The sequence below is a fragment of the Microbacterium sp. X-17 genome (assembly GCF_039615055.1).
The window spans coordinates 1,497,576-1,512,397 of record NZ_JBDHNI010000001.1; the positions used below are offsets into that span (position 1 = coordinate 1,497,576).

The window sequence follows — 14,822 nt, forward strand, 5'->3', positions numbered from 1 at the left end:
GCTGGTCGCACCCGGTCAGAGAAGGAGACAACGTGGCGAGCGACGTCGACACGAACACCGAGCAGCAGGAAGTGCTGATCGTGACCGGGATGTCGGGGGCGGGCCGGTCGACGGTCGCCAACGCCCTCGAAGACCTCGACTGGTACGTGGTCGATAACCTCCCGCCGCAGATGCTCCGGCCGCTGATCGAGCTGGCGAACCGCGCCGAGTCGGGGCTGCCGCGCATCGCCGCGGTGGTCGACGTCCGCGGCCGCAACTTCTTCGAAGACCTGCAGTCGATGATCCAGAGCCTGCGCGAGGGCACCAAGGTGCGCGTGCTGTTCCTGGAGGCCTCCGACGCCGTGCTCGTGCGCCGCTTCGAGCAGGTGCGCCGCCCGCACCCGCTGCAGGGCAACGGCACCATCCTCGACGGCATCGACGCGGAGCGCGCGCGGCTGCGCGAGATCCGCGAGGCGAGCGACATCATCGTCGACACCACGGACCTGAACATCCACCAGCTCGCCACCAACATCACCGACACCTTCGCCGCGGAGGACACCGCCGGCGTGCAGGTGACGGTGATGAGCTTCGGCTTCAAGTACGGCCTCCCGCCGGACGCCGACCTGGTGGCCGACGCGCGGTTCCTGCCGAACCCGTTCTGGAACCCCGAACTGCGCCCGCACACCGGGCTGGACGAGATCGTCCGCGAGTACGTGCTCCAGCAGGACGGGGCCGAGGAGTTCATCGCCGGCTACGTCGCCGCGATGCGCCCGATCTTCGCCGGCTATCAGCGGGAGAACAAGCGGCACGCGATGATCGCGATAGGCTGCACGGGAGGGAAGCACCGGTCCGTCGCGATAGCCGAAGAGCTCGCGACCCGGTTGAGGGGCTTCCCCGGCGTCGCGGTCAACACCAAGCACCGCGACCTGGGCCGTGAATGATGCCGGCCGCCCACTTCACGGCGTGACCCGCGCCGTCTTTCACAGTTAGGAATCCGATTGGCTCTCACCGCCGACGTCAAAGACGAACTCACGAAGGTCGAAGTCAGCAAGACGACCGTCCGCGCCGCGGAGCTCGCGACCATCCTGCGGTTCTCCGGTGGACTGCACCTGATCGGCGGCCGGATCGCGGTCGAGAGCGAGCTGGACACGCCTGAGCTCGCCCGCCGCGTGCGCAAGGACCTCGCCGAGCTGTACGGCGTCCGCAGCGACGTGTCCGTGATCTCGGCCTCCGGCGTCCGCCGCGCCAGCCAGTACCTCGTGCGCGTGCTGGAGGGCGGCGAGACGCTCGCCCGCCAGACCGGCCTGCTGGACGCCCGCCGCCGCCCGATCCGCGGCCTCCCGAACCGGCTCACCACGGGCTCCCGCGAGGAGCTCGCGGCCGTCTGGCGCGGCGCGTTCCTCGCGCACGGCTCGCTGACCGACCCGGGCCGCTCCGCCGCACTGGAGGTCACCTGCCCGGGCAACGAGGCCGCGATGGCCCTCGTCGGCGCCGCGGGCCGCCTCGGCGTGTCGGCCAAGGCCCGCGAGGTGCGCGGCGTGCACCGCGTCGTCATCCGCGACGGCGAGGCGATCAGCGCCATGCTGGTCGTGATGGGCGCGGTGGACACCGTCGCCAACTGGGAGGAGCTCCGCCAGCGCCGCGAGGTGCGCGCGACCGCCAACCGCCTGGTCAACTTCGACGACGCCAACCTGCGCCGCTCCGCCCAGGCCGCCGTCGCCGCCTGCTCCCGCGTCGAGCGCGCCCTGGAGATCCTCGGCCCGGACGTCCCGGAGCACCTGCGCTACGCCGGCGAGCTGCGCCTGGCGCACCGCGACGCGAGCCTGGACGAGCTCGGCCACCACGCCGACCCGCCCATGACGAAGGACGCCGTGGCGGGCCGCATCCGCCGGCTCCTGGCGATGGCCGACAAGAAGGCCTCCGAGCTGGACATCCCCGGCACCGACGCGAACCTCCCCGCCGACCTGGATGAGGTGTAGTTTCCGGATGGGCCTGCGGCCGGGAAGAGACACGAAGCCGGCCGGGTTGCGCTCACTAGACTGAAGAAGTCGCCCGAATCGGGTCTCGAAGAAGAACAACTGTGGAGATGAGTAATGGCTGACTACACGCTCGCCGAACTTCCGTACGACTACTCGGCCCTGGAGCCGAACATCAGCGGCCGGATCATGGAGCTGCACCACGACAAGCACCACAAGGCGTACGTGGACGGCGCCAACACCGCGATCGCCAAGCTGCAGGAGGCGCGCGACGCCGACGACCTGACCTACGTCAACAAGCTGCAGAAGGACCTGGCGTTCAACCTCGCCGGCCACGTCAACCACACCGTGTTCTGGAACAACCTCTCCCCGGAGGGCGGCGACAAGCCGACCGGCGAGCTGGCGGCGGCGATCGACGAGTTCTTCGGCTCGTTCGACAAGTTCCGCGCCCACTTCACCGCCTCGGCGCTCGGCATCCAGGGCTCCGGCTGGTCGATCCTCGCGTGGGACTCGCTCGGCCAGAAGCTCATCATCGAGCAGCTCTACGACCACCAGGGCAACCTCGCTGCGGCCACCATCCCGCTGCTGCTGCTCGACATGTGGGAGCACGCCTTCTACCTCGACTACGTGAATGTCAAGGCGGATTACGTCAAGGCGTTCTGGAACATCACCAACTGGGCAGACGTGTCCGACCGGTTCGTGAAGGCCCGCGAGAAGACCTCGGGTCTGCTGCTACTGTCGTAGCGGGTGGGCGTCCCGGGAGGGAGAGCCTTCCCGGGACGCCGCCGTCCGCCTGAATACACCCACATGGCGCCGCCCGGCGCCCCCACGAAGCAACGGGAGACATCTGTGTCCGTAAAGATCGGAATCAACGGGTTCGGTCGCATTGGTCGCAACTACCTGCGCGCGGCCCTCGCCAAGGGAAGCGACCTGGAGATCGTCGCGGTGAACGACCTCACCGACAACAAGACGCTCGCCCACCTGCTCAAGTACGACTCGATCACGGGCCGCCTGGACGCCACGGTGGAGCTGGAGGGCGACAGCATCGTCGTCAACGGCAAGCCGATCAAGGTCCTGGAGGAGCGCGACCCGGCCAACCTCCCGTGGGGCGACCTGGGCGTGGACATCGTCATCGAGTCCACCGGGCGCTTCACCAAGGCCGCCGACGCCAAGAAGCACCTCGAGGCCGGCGCCAAGAAGGTCATCATCTCCGCTCCGGCCACCGACGAGGACGCCACGTTCGTCATCGGCGTGAACGAGCACCTGTACGACCCGGAGAAGCACAACATCATCTCCAACGCGTCGTGCACCACCAACTGCCTCGCGCCGCTGGCCAAGGTCTTCAACGACGAGTTCGGCATCGAGCGCGGTCTGATGACCACGGTCCACGCCTACACCGCCGACCAGAACCTGCAGGACGGCCCGCACAGCGACCTCCGCCGCGCCCGCGCCGCCGCGATCAACATCGTGCCGACCTCCACCGGCGCCGCCAAGGCGATCGGCCTGGTCCTCCCGGAGCTCAAGGGCAAGCTCGACGGCTTCGCGCTGCGCGTGCCGGTCCCCACCGGCTCGATCACCGACCTGACCGTTACCGCCTCGCGCCCGGTCACCGTCGACGAGGTCAAGGCCGCGTACAAGAAGGCCGCCGAGGGTCCGCTCAAGGGCATCCTCAAGTACACCGAGGACGAGATCGTCTCCTCCGACATCGTCTCCGACCCGCACTCGTCGATCTTCGACTCGGGTCTGCTGCGCGTCATCGGCGACCAGGTCAAGCTCTCCAGCTGGTACGACAACGAGTGGGGCTACTCCAACCGTCTGGTCGACCTGACCGAGTACGTCGCCGAGCGTCTGTAAGGGCCGGAACCGACGTGACGCTCCGCACCCTCGACTCACTCGGTTCGCTCGCCGGAAAACGCGTCGTCGTCCGCTGTGATCTGAACGTCCCCCTCCAGGACGGGAAGATCACGGACGACGGCCGCGTGCGAGCGTCGATTCCCACCCTGGACGCCCTGATCAATCAGGGCGCCAAGGTGGTCGTGATCTCCCACCTGGGCCGCCCGGAGGGCGCGCCCGACTCGAAGTACAGCCTGGCGCCGGTGGCCCAGCGGCTCTCGGAGCTGCTGGGCAAGCCGGTGACCTTCGCGCAGGACACCGTCGGCGCTGGCGCCGAGTCCGCGGTCGCCGGCCTGCAGGACGGCGACGTCGCCCTGCTGGAGAACCTCCGGTTCAACCCGGGGGAGACCGCGAAGGACGAGGCGGAGCGCACGGCGTTCGCCGCCAAGCTCGCCGCGTTCGGCGACGCCTTCGTGTCGGACGGCTTCGGCGTGGTCCACCGCAAGCAGGCCAGCGTGTACGAGCTCGCGAAGGCGCTCCCGAGCGCCGCGGGCACGCTCATCGCGGCCGAGCTCGACGTGCTCGACCGGCTCACCGAGAACCCCGAGCGGCCGTACGCGGTCGTGCTGGGCGGCTCCAAGGTGTCCGACAAGCTCGGCGTGATCGGCCACCTGCTGCCGCGCGTGGACTCGCTGCTCATCGGCGGCGGCATGCTCTTCACCTTCCTCGCGGCGCTCGGCCACAAGGTGGGCTCCAGCCTGCTGGAGGCCGACCAGCTCGACACCGTGAAGGGCTACCTGGCGAAAGCCGAGGAGCTCGGCGTGCAGATCGTCCTGCCGCGCGACGTGGTCGTGGCCTCGAAGTTCGGCGCCGACGCGGAGCACGTGGTGCGCCCGGTCGACGGCATCGAGGACACCGACTGGGGCGCCTCCGGGCTCGGCCTCGACATCGGCCCGGAGACCGGCGAGCTGTTCTCGGAGTACATCCGCGGCGCCCGCACGGTGTTCTGGAACGGCCCGATGGGCGTCTTCGAACTGGCGCCGTTCGCGGCGGGCACGAAGGCGATCGCGCAGGCGCTCACCGAGGTGGACGGCCTCAGCGTGGTCGGCGGGGGAGACTCCGCGGCCGCCGTGCGCGCGCTCGGTTTCGCCGACGATCAGTTCGGTCACATTTCTACCGGCGGCGGTGCGAGCCTCGAGTTCCTCGAGGGCAAGCACCTGCCGGGTCTGGAGGTCCTGGGATGGCAGCAGTGAACGAGTCCGTGCGGCGGGTCCCGCTGATCGCGGGCAACTGGAAGATGAACCTCGACCACCTGCAGGCGATCGCGGTCGTCCAGAAGCTGGCGTGGACCCTCAAGGACGCCGGGCACGACTACTCGGCCGTCGAGGTCGCCGTGTTCCCGCCGTTCACCGACCTGCGCAGCGTGCAGACGCTCATCTCGGCCGACAAGCTGCCGATCGCGTTCGGCGGCCAGGACGTCTCCGAGCACGACTCGGGCGCCTACACGGGCGAGGTCGCGGCGTCGTTCCTCGCCGCCCTGGAGTCGCGCTACGTGATCATCGGCCACTCGGAGCGGCGCACGCTGCACAACGAGACCGACGAGCAGGTCGCGGCGAAGGTCGCGCAGGCCATCAAGAACAACATCGCGCCAATCATCTGCGTCGGCGAGACCGCGGAGGACCTGGAGACGCACGGCGCGAGCGCCGTCCCCGTCGCCCAGCTGCGCGCCGCCCTGGCGTCGGTCGACTCGGCCGCCGACTTCGTGGTCGCGTACGAGCCGGTCTGGGCCATCGGGTCCGGTCAGGCGGCGACGCCGGAGCAGGCCGAGCAGGTCGCGGCGGCGCTGCGCGCGGTCATCGTCGAGACGCTCGGCGAGGAGGTCGCGGCCAAGACGCGCATCCTCTACGGCGGCTCGGTGAAGTCCGGCAACATCGCCGGCTTCATGCGCGAGCCGAACGTCGACGGCGCGCTCGTCGGCGGTGCGAGCCTGGACGTGGCCGAGTTCTCGGCCATCATCCGCTACCAGAAGCACGTCGGACTCTGACGGCGCGCGGCGGCTCCCCGGAACGCCGGTGAGCCGCCGCGCCCTTCGGCGGTTATACTGGTCGTTGGTTTTGCCGGGCGTCGGCCCGGTCGCATCGAAAGGTCAAGCGTGCAGATTCTCACGGTCATCCTCCAGGTACTGCTGGGGATCACCAGCCTCCTGCTGACCCTCCTCATCCTGTTGCACAAGGGACGCGGCGGCGGCCTCTCCGACATGTTCGGCGGCGGTGTCACGTCCAACCTGGGCGCGTCGGGCGTCGCAGAGCGCAACCTCAACAGGATCACCGTCATTCTCGGGCTCATCTGGATCACCTGCATCGTCGTCCTCGGGCTCATCACCAAGTTCAGCGCCTAACCGGCGCGCCTTCACCAGAGGAGAAGCATGGCATCCGGAGGAAGCGCCATCCGTGGCTCGCGCGTCGGCGCGGGCCCGATGGGCGAACAGGACCGCGGTTTCCACGCCGAGCGCGTGGCCGTCTCGTACTGGGACGCCCTCGGCAACGAGACCGTCCGTTATTTCGCGGCGAACCTGCCCGACGAGGAGATCCCCGATGTGATCGACTCGCCGTCCACCGGCCTCCCGGCCGGTCGCGACAAGGAGAACCCGCCGTCGGTCGCGAAGACCGAGCCCTACAAGACGCACCTGGCCTACGTGAAGGAGCGCCGCTCGGAGGAGGAGGCGGAGCAGCTGCTCGAAGACGCCCTCAACCAGCTCCGCGCCCGCCGCGGCAAGCCCACCAGCAACTAGAGCCTACGAAGAAGCCCCGCCGGTCGATGACCGGCGGGGCTTCTTCGTGTCTGCGTGGTCAGTAGCTCGGAGCGATGAGGTTCTCCGGCACGTCGACCGAGGCGTCCTTGTCCACGAAGAACACGGTGCGCTTGCGGCCCTTGGCGCCGGCGACCGGCACCTCGGTGTAGCTCGCGCCCGCGAGGGCGAGGCCGAGGGCGCTCGCCTTGTCGCTGCCCGACAGCACCAGCCAGATCCGGTCCGAGGCGTTGAGCACCGGCCGGGTGAGGCTGAGCCGCTGCGGCGGCGGCTTCGGCGACTCGCGCTCCACGATCACGGTGGCCTCCGTCTCGCGGATGCCGGCGCGGTCGGGGAACAGCGACGCGATGTGGCCGTCCGGCCCGACGCCGAGGAAGGTGATGTCGAACTTCGGGAAGGCCGCACCCTCCGGGGCGAACGCCTCCAGCTCGGCGGCGTAGACGCGCGCGGCCTCCTCGATGTCCGGGATCTCGTCCGAGGCCGGGAACGGGTGGATGTTCTCCGGCGGGACCGGGAGGTGGTCGAGGAGCGCCTCGCGCGCCTGGCGCTCGTTGCGCTCCTCGCTCGACTTCTCGACGAACCGCTCATCGCACCACCAGAAGTGCACCTTCGACCAGTCGATGGTGTCGCGCGCGGGGGAGCCGTTGACGGCCTCCAGCACGGCGATGCCCATCGTTCCGCCCGTCAGCGCGACGTTCGCCGCGCCCAGGTCGTCGAGGATGTCGATCGTCTTGGTGAGGAAGCGCGCGGCCACCGACGCGGCGAGTGCTTCCTTGTCGGGGTGGACGAGCACCCGCCGTTCGTTCGTCATGCTGTCGCGCCCGCTCCTTCGTCGGAGGCCTCGAGCAGCCCGAGACCCTTCGTGATGACCTCACCGTACAGGTCGTCGGGGTCCAGCCTACGCAGTTCCTCGGCGAGACAGTCCCGGAGGCTGCGGCGCGGCAGCGACAGGTCGTGCGTCGGCTGGCCGGGCTGGGACAGCCGCGCGATGTTCGGGACCTCACGCTCCAGCTCGATGGTGCCGGTCGCGCGCTCCATCTTCACGCCGTGGATGCCGCCGGAGCCGATCGCGCGCGACGCGAGGTCGTACTTCACCGGCACCTGGAGCTGCAGGCGCAGCCAGGCGGCGAGCAGGAGCGTGGAGGGCGAGTCGGCAGCGCCGGCGACATCCACCGCGGTGATCGGCTCGTACGGCGGCTGGTCGAGCACCGCCGCGAGCTGAGCGCGCCACAGGGTGAGCCGCGTCCAGGCGAAGTCCGTGTCGCCGGGGGCGTACGTCTCCGAGAGGTGGAACAGCGCCTCCTGCGGGTTCGGCTGCGCCGACGCGTCGGTGATCCGGATCGTGGCGATCCGGCCGAGCGGGGAGGTCGACGCCTTCGCGGGCGCGATCCCCGGCCACCAGACGACGACGGGGGCGTCGGGGAGCAGGAGGCCGGTGACCAGCCCCTCCTCGTCGCTCGCGGTCTCGCCGTAGGCGCGGAGCACGATGACCTCGCTGGCGCCCGCGTCGCCGCCGACGCGGATCTGGGCGTCGAGACGCCCGGAGTCCGTGTGGCTGCGGTCCTCCTCGGTCGAGACCACGATGACGCGCATCGGATGCTCGCGGGAGGCGTCGTTGGCGGCCTCGATGGCCTCCTCCTCCTGGCCGAGGTGGGTCGCGATGATGAGCGTCAGCACGCGGCCGAGGGCGACGGCGCCGCCCTCCTCGCGGATCTTGACGAGCGCCTTCGAGATGTTGCTCGTCGTGGTGTCGGGCAGATCGACGATCATGGACGCCTCCAGACGCGGCCGTCGCGGGCGAGGAGCTCGTCGGCGGAAGTCGGGCCCCAGGTTCCGGGGCGGTACTGCTCGGGCTGGCCCTGCGTGGCCCAGAACTCCTCGATCGGGTCGAGGATCTTCCAGGACAGCTCGACCTCCTCGTGCCGCGGGAACAGCGGCGGGTCGCCCAGCAGGACGTCGAGGATGAGTCGCTCGTAGGCCTCGGGGCTCGCCTCGGTGAAGGCGTGGCCGTAGCCGAAGTCCATGCTCACGTCGCGCACCTGCATGCCGGCGCCGGGGACCTTCGAGCCGAAGCGGATGGTCACGCCCTCGTCGGGCTGCACGCGGATGACGAGCGCGTTCTGGCCGAGCGCGCTGGTCTGCGACTCCGCGAAGAGCTGCTGCGGCGCCCGCTTGAACACGACCGCGATCTCGGTGACCCGGCGGCCCAGGCGCTTGCCCGCGCGCAGGTAGAACGGGACGCCGGCCCAGCGGCGGGTGCCGATGTCGAGCTTGATGGCCGCGTAGGTCTCCGTGGTGGACTCGGGGTTCATCCCGTCCTCCTCCAGGAAGCCGACGACCTTCTCGCCGCCCTGCCAGCCGCTGCCGTACTGACCGCGCGCGGTCGACTTCGCCAGGTCTTCCGGCAGCCGCACGGCCGCGAGCACCTTCTCCTTCTCGGCGCGCAGGTCCGCGGCGTCGAACGAGATGGGCTCCTCCATCGCCGTGAGGGCGAGGAGCTGCAGCAGGTGGTTCTGGATGACGTCGCGCGCCGCACCGATGCCGTCGTAGTAGCCGGCCCGGCCGCCCACGCCGATGTCCTCGGCCATCGTGATCTGCACGTGGTCGACGTAGTTGGCGTTCCAGATCGGCTCGTACAGCTCGTTCGCGAAGCGCAGCGCCAGGATGTTCTGGACCGTCTCCTTGCCGAGGTAGTGGTCGATGCGGAAGACCGAGTCGGGCGGGAAGACCGACTCGACCACGTGGTTGAGCTCGCGCGCGGTCTTCAGGTCGCTGCCGAAGGGCTTCTCGATGACGACGCGGCGCCAGCCGGTGCCCGACTGGTCGGCCAGCCCCGACTTCTTGAGCTGCTCGGTGACGAGCGGGAACGCCTTCGGCGGGATGGACAGGTAGAACGCGTGGTTGCCCATCGTGCCGCGCTCGACGTCCAGCTTCTCGACGGTCTCCTTGAGCCGCTGGAACGCCTCGGCGTCGTCGAACTCGCCGGAGACGAAGCGGATGCCCTGGGCGAGCTGCTTCCAGACGTCGTCGTCGAACGGGGTGCGCGCGTACTGCTTGACCGCGTCGTAGACGACCTTCTCGAAGTCCTGGTCCTCCCAGTCGCGGCGGGCGAACCCGACGAGCGAGAAGCCGGGCGGCAGGAGGCCGCGGTTCGCCAGGTCGTAGACGGCCGGCATCAGCTTCTTGCGCGACAGGTCACCCGTCACGCCGAAGATGATGAGGCTGCTCGGCCCCGCGATGCGGTTGAGGCGACGATCGGAGGGCAACCGCAGGGGGTTGAACTCCGGGGTGATCTCCACCGGTGACATCTGGCTCCTCTAGTTGACGGCCTCGAACAGCGCGACCACATCGGCCTCGGGGTTCGAGAGGGTCAGGGTCAGCACCGGGCGGCCGTGCTCGCCGAGCACGCTCGCGTCGCCGGCGGCCTGGGCCTGGATGAGCTGGCCGAACGTGAACGGACGGTCCGGGATCTCCAGGTCCTCCGGCGCTGCGGCGGTGAGCTGCAGGAACACGCCGACGGCCGGGCCGCCCTTGTGGAACTGGCCGGTCGAGTGCAGGAAGCGCGGGCCCCAGCCGAACGTGACGGGGCGGCCGGCCTTGGCGGCGAGCAGGTCGCGGATGCCCGCGAGCTGCGGCAGCGCCAGGCGGTCGACGTAGGCCTGCACCGAGACGTAGCCGTCCGGTCCGAGCTGCGCGAGAAGGGCGTCCACCGCGCCGTCGAGCGTCGAGGCGTCGCCGAGGAACGACCCGGTGGTGCGCACCTCGACGCCGCCCGCGGTGAAGGCGGGCGCGGCGGTCTCCGGGCGGTTCTCCAGCAGGGCGCGCGCGGCGACCTTGGCGGCCTCCACGTCGGGCTGGTCGAACGGGTTGATCCCGAGCAGCCGGCCCGCGACGGCGGTGGCGTACTCCCAGACGATGAGCTGCGCGCCCAGGCTGCCGGAGACGAGGATCTCGCCCTCGTGCCGGTCGGCCGGGAACAGGTGGCGGGCCTCGGCGTTGGCGACGAGCCGCACGACCTGGAGGTCCGCCGGCTTCGACGTGAGCTCCGGGGCGAGCGTGTCGAGCACGACGGGGAGCAGGCCGGTGCCCTCCTTGCCGGTGGACTCCGCGATGAGCTGCTCGGCCCAGTCGGCGAACCCGACGATGTGGGTGCCGTCCGCGACGATGCCCAGCTTGTCCTTCAGCGGGTTGGTGCCGGCGATGGCCGCGCCGAGCACCAGGCCCGGGTTGGCGTCGTTGTCGACGGCGAGCTCGATGAGCGTCGCCTCCGCCTCGTCCAGCAGCTCGGAGATGTCCACGCCGGCGAGGCCGGACGGGACCAGCCCGAACGCGGTCAGGGCCGAGTAGCGGCCGCCCACGTTGGGGTCGGCGTTGAAGACGCGGTAGCCCGCCTCGCGCGCCGACTGGTCGAGCGGCGAGCCCGGGTCGGTGACGACGACGATGCGCTCGGTCGGGTCGATCCCGGCGTCGCGGAACCACTTCTCGTAGACGCGCTTCTGGCTGTCGGTCTCCAGGGTCGAGCCCGACTTGGAGGAGATGACGACGGCGGTCGCCTGCAGGCGGTCGCGCAGGGCCGAGAGCACCTGACCGGGGTCGGTCGAGTCGAGGACCGTGAGCTCGGCCTCCGCGGTGCGGGTGATGACCTCGGGCGCGAGCGAGGAGCCGCCCATGCCGCCGAGGACGATGTGGTTGACGCCCTTGGCGTGCAGCTGCTCGCGCAGCGCGACGATCTCGGCGACCAGCGGGCGGGAGATCGCGACGGCCTCGGTCCAGCCGAGGCGCTTGGCGGCCTCCGGCTCGGCGGCCGGGCCCCAGAGGGCCGGGTCCTGGGCCGTGATGCCGGAGGCGACCCGGTCGGCGACGAGCTGCGGCACGACCGACGCGACGGCCTCGGCCGCCGCGCCGGTCACGTGGATGCGGAAGGTCACTTGGCGGCCTCCAGAGCGTTGGTGACGGTCTCGACGAGCTCGCCCCACGACACGTTGAACTTGTCGACGCCCTCGCGCTCGAGGGTGGCGGTCACGTCGTCGTACGAGATGCCGAGGCCGGCCAGCGCGTCCAGGACGGCCTTCGCGTCGGCGTAGTTGCCGGTGACGGTGTCGCCGGCGATCTGGCCGTGGTCGAAGGTCGCCTCCAGCGTCTTCTCGGGCATGGTGTTGACCGTGTTCGGCGCGACCAGCTCGGTGACGTAGAGGGTGTCGGGCAGGCTCGGGTCCTTCACGCCGGTGGAGGCCCAGAGCGGGCGCTGCTCGTTCGCGCCCGCGGCCACGAGGGCCTTGGCGCGGTCGGTGGCGAACTCCTGCTCGTACAGCTCGTAGGCGAGGCGGGCGTTCGCGACGCCGGCCTTGCTCTTGAGCGCGTGGGCCTCATCCGAGCCGATCGCCGTCAGGCGCTTGTCGACCTCGGTGTCCACGCGGGACACGAAGAACGACGCGACCGACTGGATGCCGGAGAGGTCGATGCCCGCGGCCTTGGCCTTCTCCAGGCCGGTCAGGTAGGCGTCGATCACCTGGCGGTAGCGCTCCAGGCTGAAGATCAGCGTGACGTTGACGCTGATGCCCGCCGCGATGGTCTCGGTGATGGCCTCCAGGCCCTCGACCGTCGCCGGGATCTTGATGAGCACGTTGGGCTTGTTCACCTTGGCGGCGAGCTTCTTGGCCGCCTCGATGGTGCCGTGCGCGTCGTGCGCCAGGCCGGGCTCCACCTCGATGGAGACGCGGCCGTCGACGCCGTTGCTGGCCTCGAACACGTCGTGGAAGATGTCGCTGGCGTCGGCGACGTCGTCGGTCGTGATCTCGAAGATCGCGTCCTCGACGCTCGTACCGGCGGCGGCGAGCTGCTTCACCTGGGCGTCGTACGCCTCGCCCTTGGAGAGGGCCGCGGCGAAGATCGTCGGGTTGGTGGTCACGCCGACGACGTTGCGCTCGGCGATCAGCTTCTGGAGGCCGCCCGTGGCGATGCGCTCACGGGACAGGTCGTCCAGCCAGATGCTGACGCCGGCGGCGGACAGCTCGGCCGTGGGGGAGGAGGTGGTGGAAGTGGTGTCGGTCATCGTGGTTTCTTCTTCTCTTCTTCCGTGCCCGCGCTCAGAGCGACGCGAGCGATTCCTTGGCTGCGGCGACGGCGTGCTCGGTGGTCATGCCGAACTCGCGGAACAGCGTCTTGTAGTCGGCCGAGGCGCCGAAGTGCTCGATCGAGACGCTGCGGCCGTGGTCGCCGACGATCTTGTCCCAGGCGAGCGCCAGGCCGGCCTCGATGGAGACGCGGGCCTTGAGGTCCTTCGGCAGCACCTTCTCCTGGTAGGCGGCGTCCTGCTCGTGGAACCACTCCAGGCAGGGGGCCGAGACGACGCGGGCGTTGATGCCCTCGCCGCGGAGGACCTCGCGGGCCTCCAGCGCGATCTGGACCTCGGAGCCGGTCGCGATGAACAGCACGTCGGGGGTGCCGCCCGGGGCCTCGGCCAGGATGTACGCACCCTTGGCGACATTCTTGGCGGACGCCAGCGTGTCGCCGGTGGCCTCGCCGTCGCCGCGCTCGAACACCGGGATGTTCTGGCGGGTCAGCGCGATGCCGGCCGGGCCGCCGCGGCGCTCCAGGATGGTCTTCCACGCGTAGGCGACCTCGTTGGCGTCGCCCGGGCGGACGACGTCGAGGTGCGGGATGGCGCGGAGGGTCGAGAGCTGCTCGATCGGCTGGTGCGTCGGGCCGTCCTCGCCGAGGGCGACGGAGTCGTGCGTCCAGACGAAGATCGACGGCACCTGCATGAGCGCGGCCAGGCGGATCGCCGGGCGCTGGTAGTCGCTGAAGATCAGGAACGTGCCGCCGAACGGCCGGGTCGGGCCGTGCAGCACGATGCCGTTGAGGATCGCGGCCATGGCGTGCTCGCGGATGCCGAAGTGCAGCACGCGGCCGTACGGGTTGCCCGTCCACTCGTGCGTGGAGTGCACGGTGGGCACGAACGACGCTGCGCCCTCGATGGTGGTGTTGTTGGACTCGGCGAGGTCGGCCGAGCCGCCCCACAGCTCGGGCATGACGCCGGCGATGGCGTTGATGACCTTGCCGCTCGCGGCCCGGGTCGAGACGTCCTTGCCGGCCTCGAACACCGGGAGGGCCTCCTCGAAGCCCGCGGGCACGTCGCCGGAGAGCAGGCGGTCGAGGAGCTCCTTGCGCTCCGGGTTGGCGGCGGCCCAGGCGTCGAAGCCCTTCTGCCACTCGGCGTGCTCCTCCGCGCCGCGCTCGACGGCCTTGCGGGTGTGGTCGATGACGTCCTCGGCGACCTCGAAGGTCTGGTCGGGGTCGAAGCCGAGCACCTCCTTGACCGCGCGCAGCTCGTCGGCGCCCAGGGCGGACCCGTGGATCTTGCCGGTGTTCTGCTTCTTGGGGGCCGGCCAGCCGATGATCGTCTTGAGGACGATCAGGGACGGCTTGTCGGTGACCTCCTGCGCGTTGACGATGGCCTGGTGCAGCTCCTGCACGTCCTCCTCGTAGACGCCGGTCTTCTTCCAGTCGACCACCTGGACGTGCCAGTGGTAGGCCTCGTAGCGCGCCTTGACGTCCTCGGTGAAGGCGATGTTGGTGTCGTCCTCGATCGAGATCTGGTTGGCGTCGTAGATGGCGATCAGGTTGCCGAGCTGCTGGTGGCCGGCGAGGCTGGACGCCTCCGAGCTGATGCCCTCCTCCAGGTCGCCGTCGCTCGCGATGACGTAGACGAAGTGGTCGAACGGGCTCGTGCCCGCCTCGGCCTCCGGGTCGAACAGGCCGCGCTCGAAGCGCTGCGCGTAGGCGAAGCCGACCGAGGAGGAGATGCCCTGGCCGAGCGGGCCGGTGGTGATCTCGACGCCCTTGGTGTGGCGGTACTCGGGGTGGCCCGGGGTGAGCGAGCCCCAGGTGCGGAGCGCCTTGAGGTCGTCGAGCTCGAGGCCGTAGCCGCCGAGGTAGAGCTGGATGTACTGGGTCAGCGAGCTGTGGCCTGCGGACAGGATGAAGCGGTCGCGGCCGAGCCAGTGCTCGTCGTGAGGATCGCGGCGCATGACCTTCTGGAAGAGCAGGTACGCGGCGGGGGCGAGGCTCATCGCGGTGCCGGGATGCCCGTTGCCCACCTTCTCCACCGCGTCGGCCGCGAGGACGCGGACCGTGTCTACTGCCTTGTTGTCAATGGGATCCCACTGCAGAGCTGCCACGTGAAAACTGACCCTTCCTAGAGGTGGTGGGGTCGTCGTGTAACC

General features: G+C 70.1%; 14 protein-coding genes. 8 read left to right on the plus strand and 6 right to left on the minus strand.

The annotated features are described in order from the left end of the window. Positions 1-32 precede the first annotated feature (32 nt). From rapZ to ABCS02_RS07335, 8 genes are all read left to right on the plus strand, one after another. Positions 33-920 carry an RNase adapter RapZ gene (rapZ, locus tag ABCS02_RS07300; protein ID WP_345834920.1) on the plus strand — a complete coding sequence of 296 codons (888 nt, stop codon included), beginning with the start codon at positions 33-35 and terminating at the stop codon, positions 918-920. 57 nt (positions 921-977) lie between these two features. Next, on the plus strand, positions 978-1,958 hold the full coding sequence (whiA, locus tag ABCS02_RS07305) for a DNA-binding protein WhiA (protein WP_345834921.1): 981 nt from the start codon (positions 978-980) through the stop codon (positions 1,956-1,958). 114 nt (positions 1,959-2,072) lie between these two features. Beyond that, positions 2,073-2,699 (plus strand): superoxide dismutase, encoded by a 627-nt coding sequence (locus tag ABCS02_RS07310; RefSeq protein WP_345834922.1) that lies wholly within the window; start codon positions 2,073-2,075, stop codon positions 2,697-2,699. A 105-nt stretch (positions 2,700-2,804) separates the two neighbouring features. Beyond that, positions 2,805-3,809, plus strand: coding sequence for a type I glyceraldehyde-3-phosphate dehydrogenase (gene gap / locus ABCS02_RS07315; RefSeq protein WP_345834923.1), 1,005 nt, complete (start codon positions 2,805-2,807; stop codon positions 3,807-3,809). Between the two features lie 14 nt (positions 3,810-3,823). Next, the gene (locus ABCS02_RS07320) at positions 3,824-5,041 is read left to right on the plus strand and encodes a phosphoglycerate kinase (RefSeq protein ID WP_345834924.1); all 1,218 of its coding nucleotides are present in this window, start codon (positions 3,824-3,826) and stop codon (positions 5,039-5,041) included. Continuing rightward, the gene (gene tpiA / locus ABCS02_RS07325) at positions 5,029-5,832 is read left to right on the plus strand and encodes a triose-phosphate isomerase (protein WP_345834925.1); all 804 of its coding nucleotides are present in this window, start codon (positions 5,029-5,031) and stop codon (positions 5,830-5,832) included. The genes ABCS02_RS07320 and tpiA overlap by 13 nt, the downstream gene beginning before the upstream one ends. Positions 5,833-5,940: 108 nt before the next feature. Next, positions 5,941-6,186 carry a preprotein translocase subunit SecG gene (gene secG / locus ABCS02_RS07330; RefSeq protein ID WP_179605831.1) on the plus strand — a complete coding sequence of 82 codons (246 nt, stop codon included), beginning with the start codon at positions 5,941-5,943 and terminating at the stop codon, positions 6,184-6,186. Between the two features lie 27 nt (positions 6,187-6,213). Further along, on the plus strand, positions 6,214-6,579 hold the full coding sequence (locus ABCS02_RS07335) for an RNA polymerase-binding protein RbpA (RefSeq protein WP_345834926.1): 366 nt from the start codon (positions 6,214-6,216) through the stop codon (positions 6,577-6,579). Positions 6,580-6,637: 58 nt separating this feature from the next. Here the strand turns inward: ABCS02_RS07335 and pgl are convergent, their stop codons facing one another. Genes pgl through tkt form a run of 6 tightly spaced genes read right to left on the minus strand, consistent with a single transcriptional unit; the run spans position 6,638 to position 14,777 of the window. After that, a complete protein-coding gene (gene pgl, locus ABCS02_RS07340; RefSeq protein ID WP_345834927.1) occupies positions 6,638-7,408 on the minus strand; it encodes a 6-phosphogluconolactonase in 771 nt (256 codons plus the stop codon). Beyond that, on the minus strand, positions 7,405-8,367 hold the full coding sequence (locus ABCS02_RS07345) for a glucose-6-phosphate dehydrogenase assembly protein OpcA (RefSeq protein WP_345834928.1): 963 nt from the start codon (positions 8,365-8,367) through the stop codon (positions 7,405-7,407). The genes pgl and ABCS02_RS07345 overlap by 4 nt, the downstream gene beginning before the upstream one ends. Further along, complete coding sequence (gene zwf / locus ABCS02_RS07350; RefSeq protein WP_345834929.1) at positions 8,364-9,905, minus strand: glucose-6-phosphate dehydrogenase; 1,542 nt, start codon at positions 9,903-9,905, stop codon at positions 8,364-8,366. Before zwf ends, ABCS02_RS07345 begins: the two co-directional genes overlap by 4 nt. A 9-nt stretch (positions 9,906-9,914) precedes the next feature. After that, on the minus strand, positions 9,915-11,525 hold the full coding sequence (locus tag ABCS02_RS07355; RefSeq protein ID WP_345834930.1) for a glucose-6-phosphate isomerase: 1,611 nt from the start codon (positions 11,523-11,525) through the stop codon (positions 9,915-9,917). Next, the gene (gene tal, locus ABCS02_RS07360) at positions 11,522-12,649 is read right to left on the minus strand and encodes a transaldolase (RefSeq protein ID WP_345834931.1); all 1,128 of its coding nucleotides are present in this window, start codon (positions 12,647-12,649) and stop codon (positions 11,522-11,524) included. The genes ABCS02_RS07355 and tal overlap by 4 nt, the downstream gene beginning before the upstream one ends. Positions 12,650-12,683: 34 nt before the next feature. Beyond that, positions 12,684-14,777, minus strand: a complete 2,094-nt coding sequence (gene tkt, locus ABCS02_RS07365) for a transketolase (RefSeq protein ID WP_345834932.1) — start codon at positions 14,775-14,777, stop codon at positions 12,684-12,686. Positions 14,778-14,822: the final 45 nt, after the last annotated feature.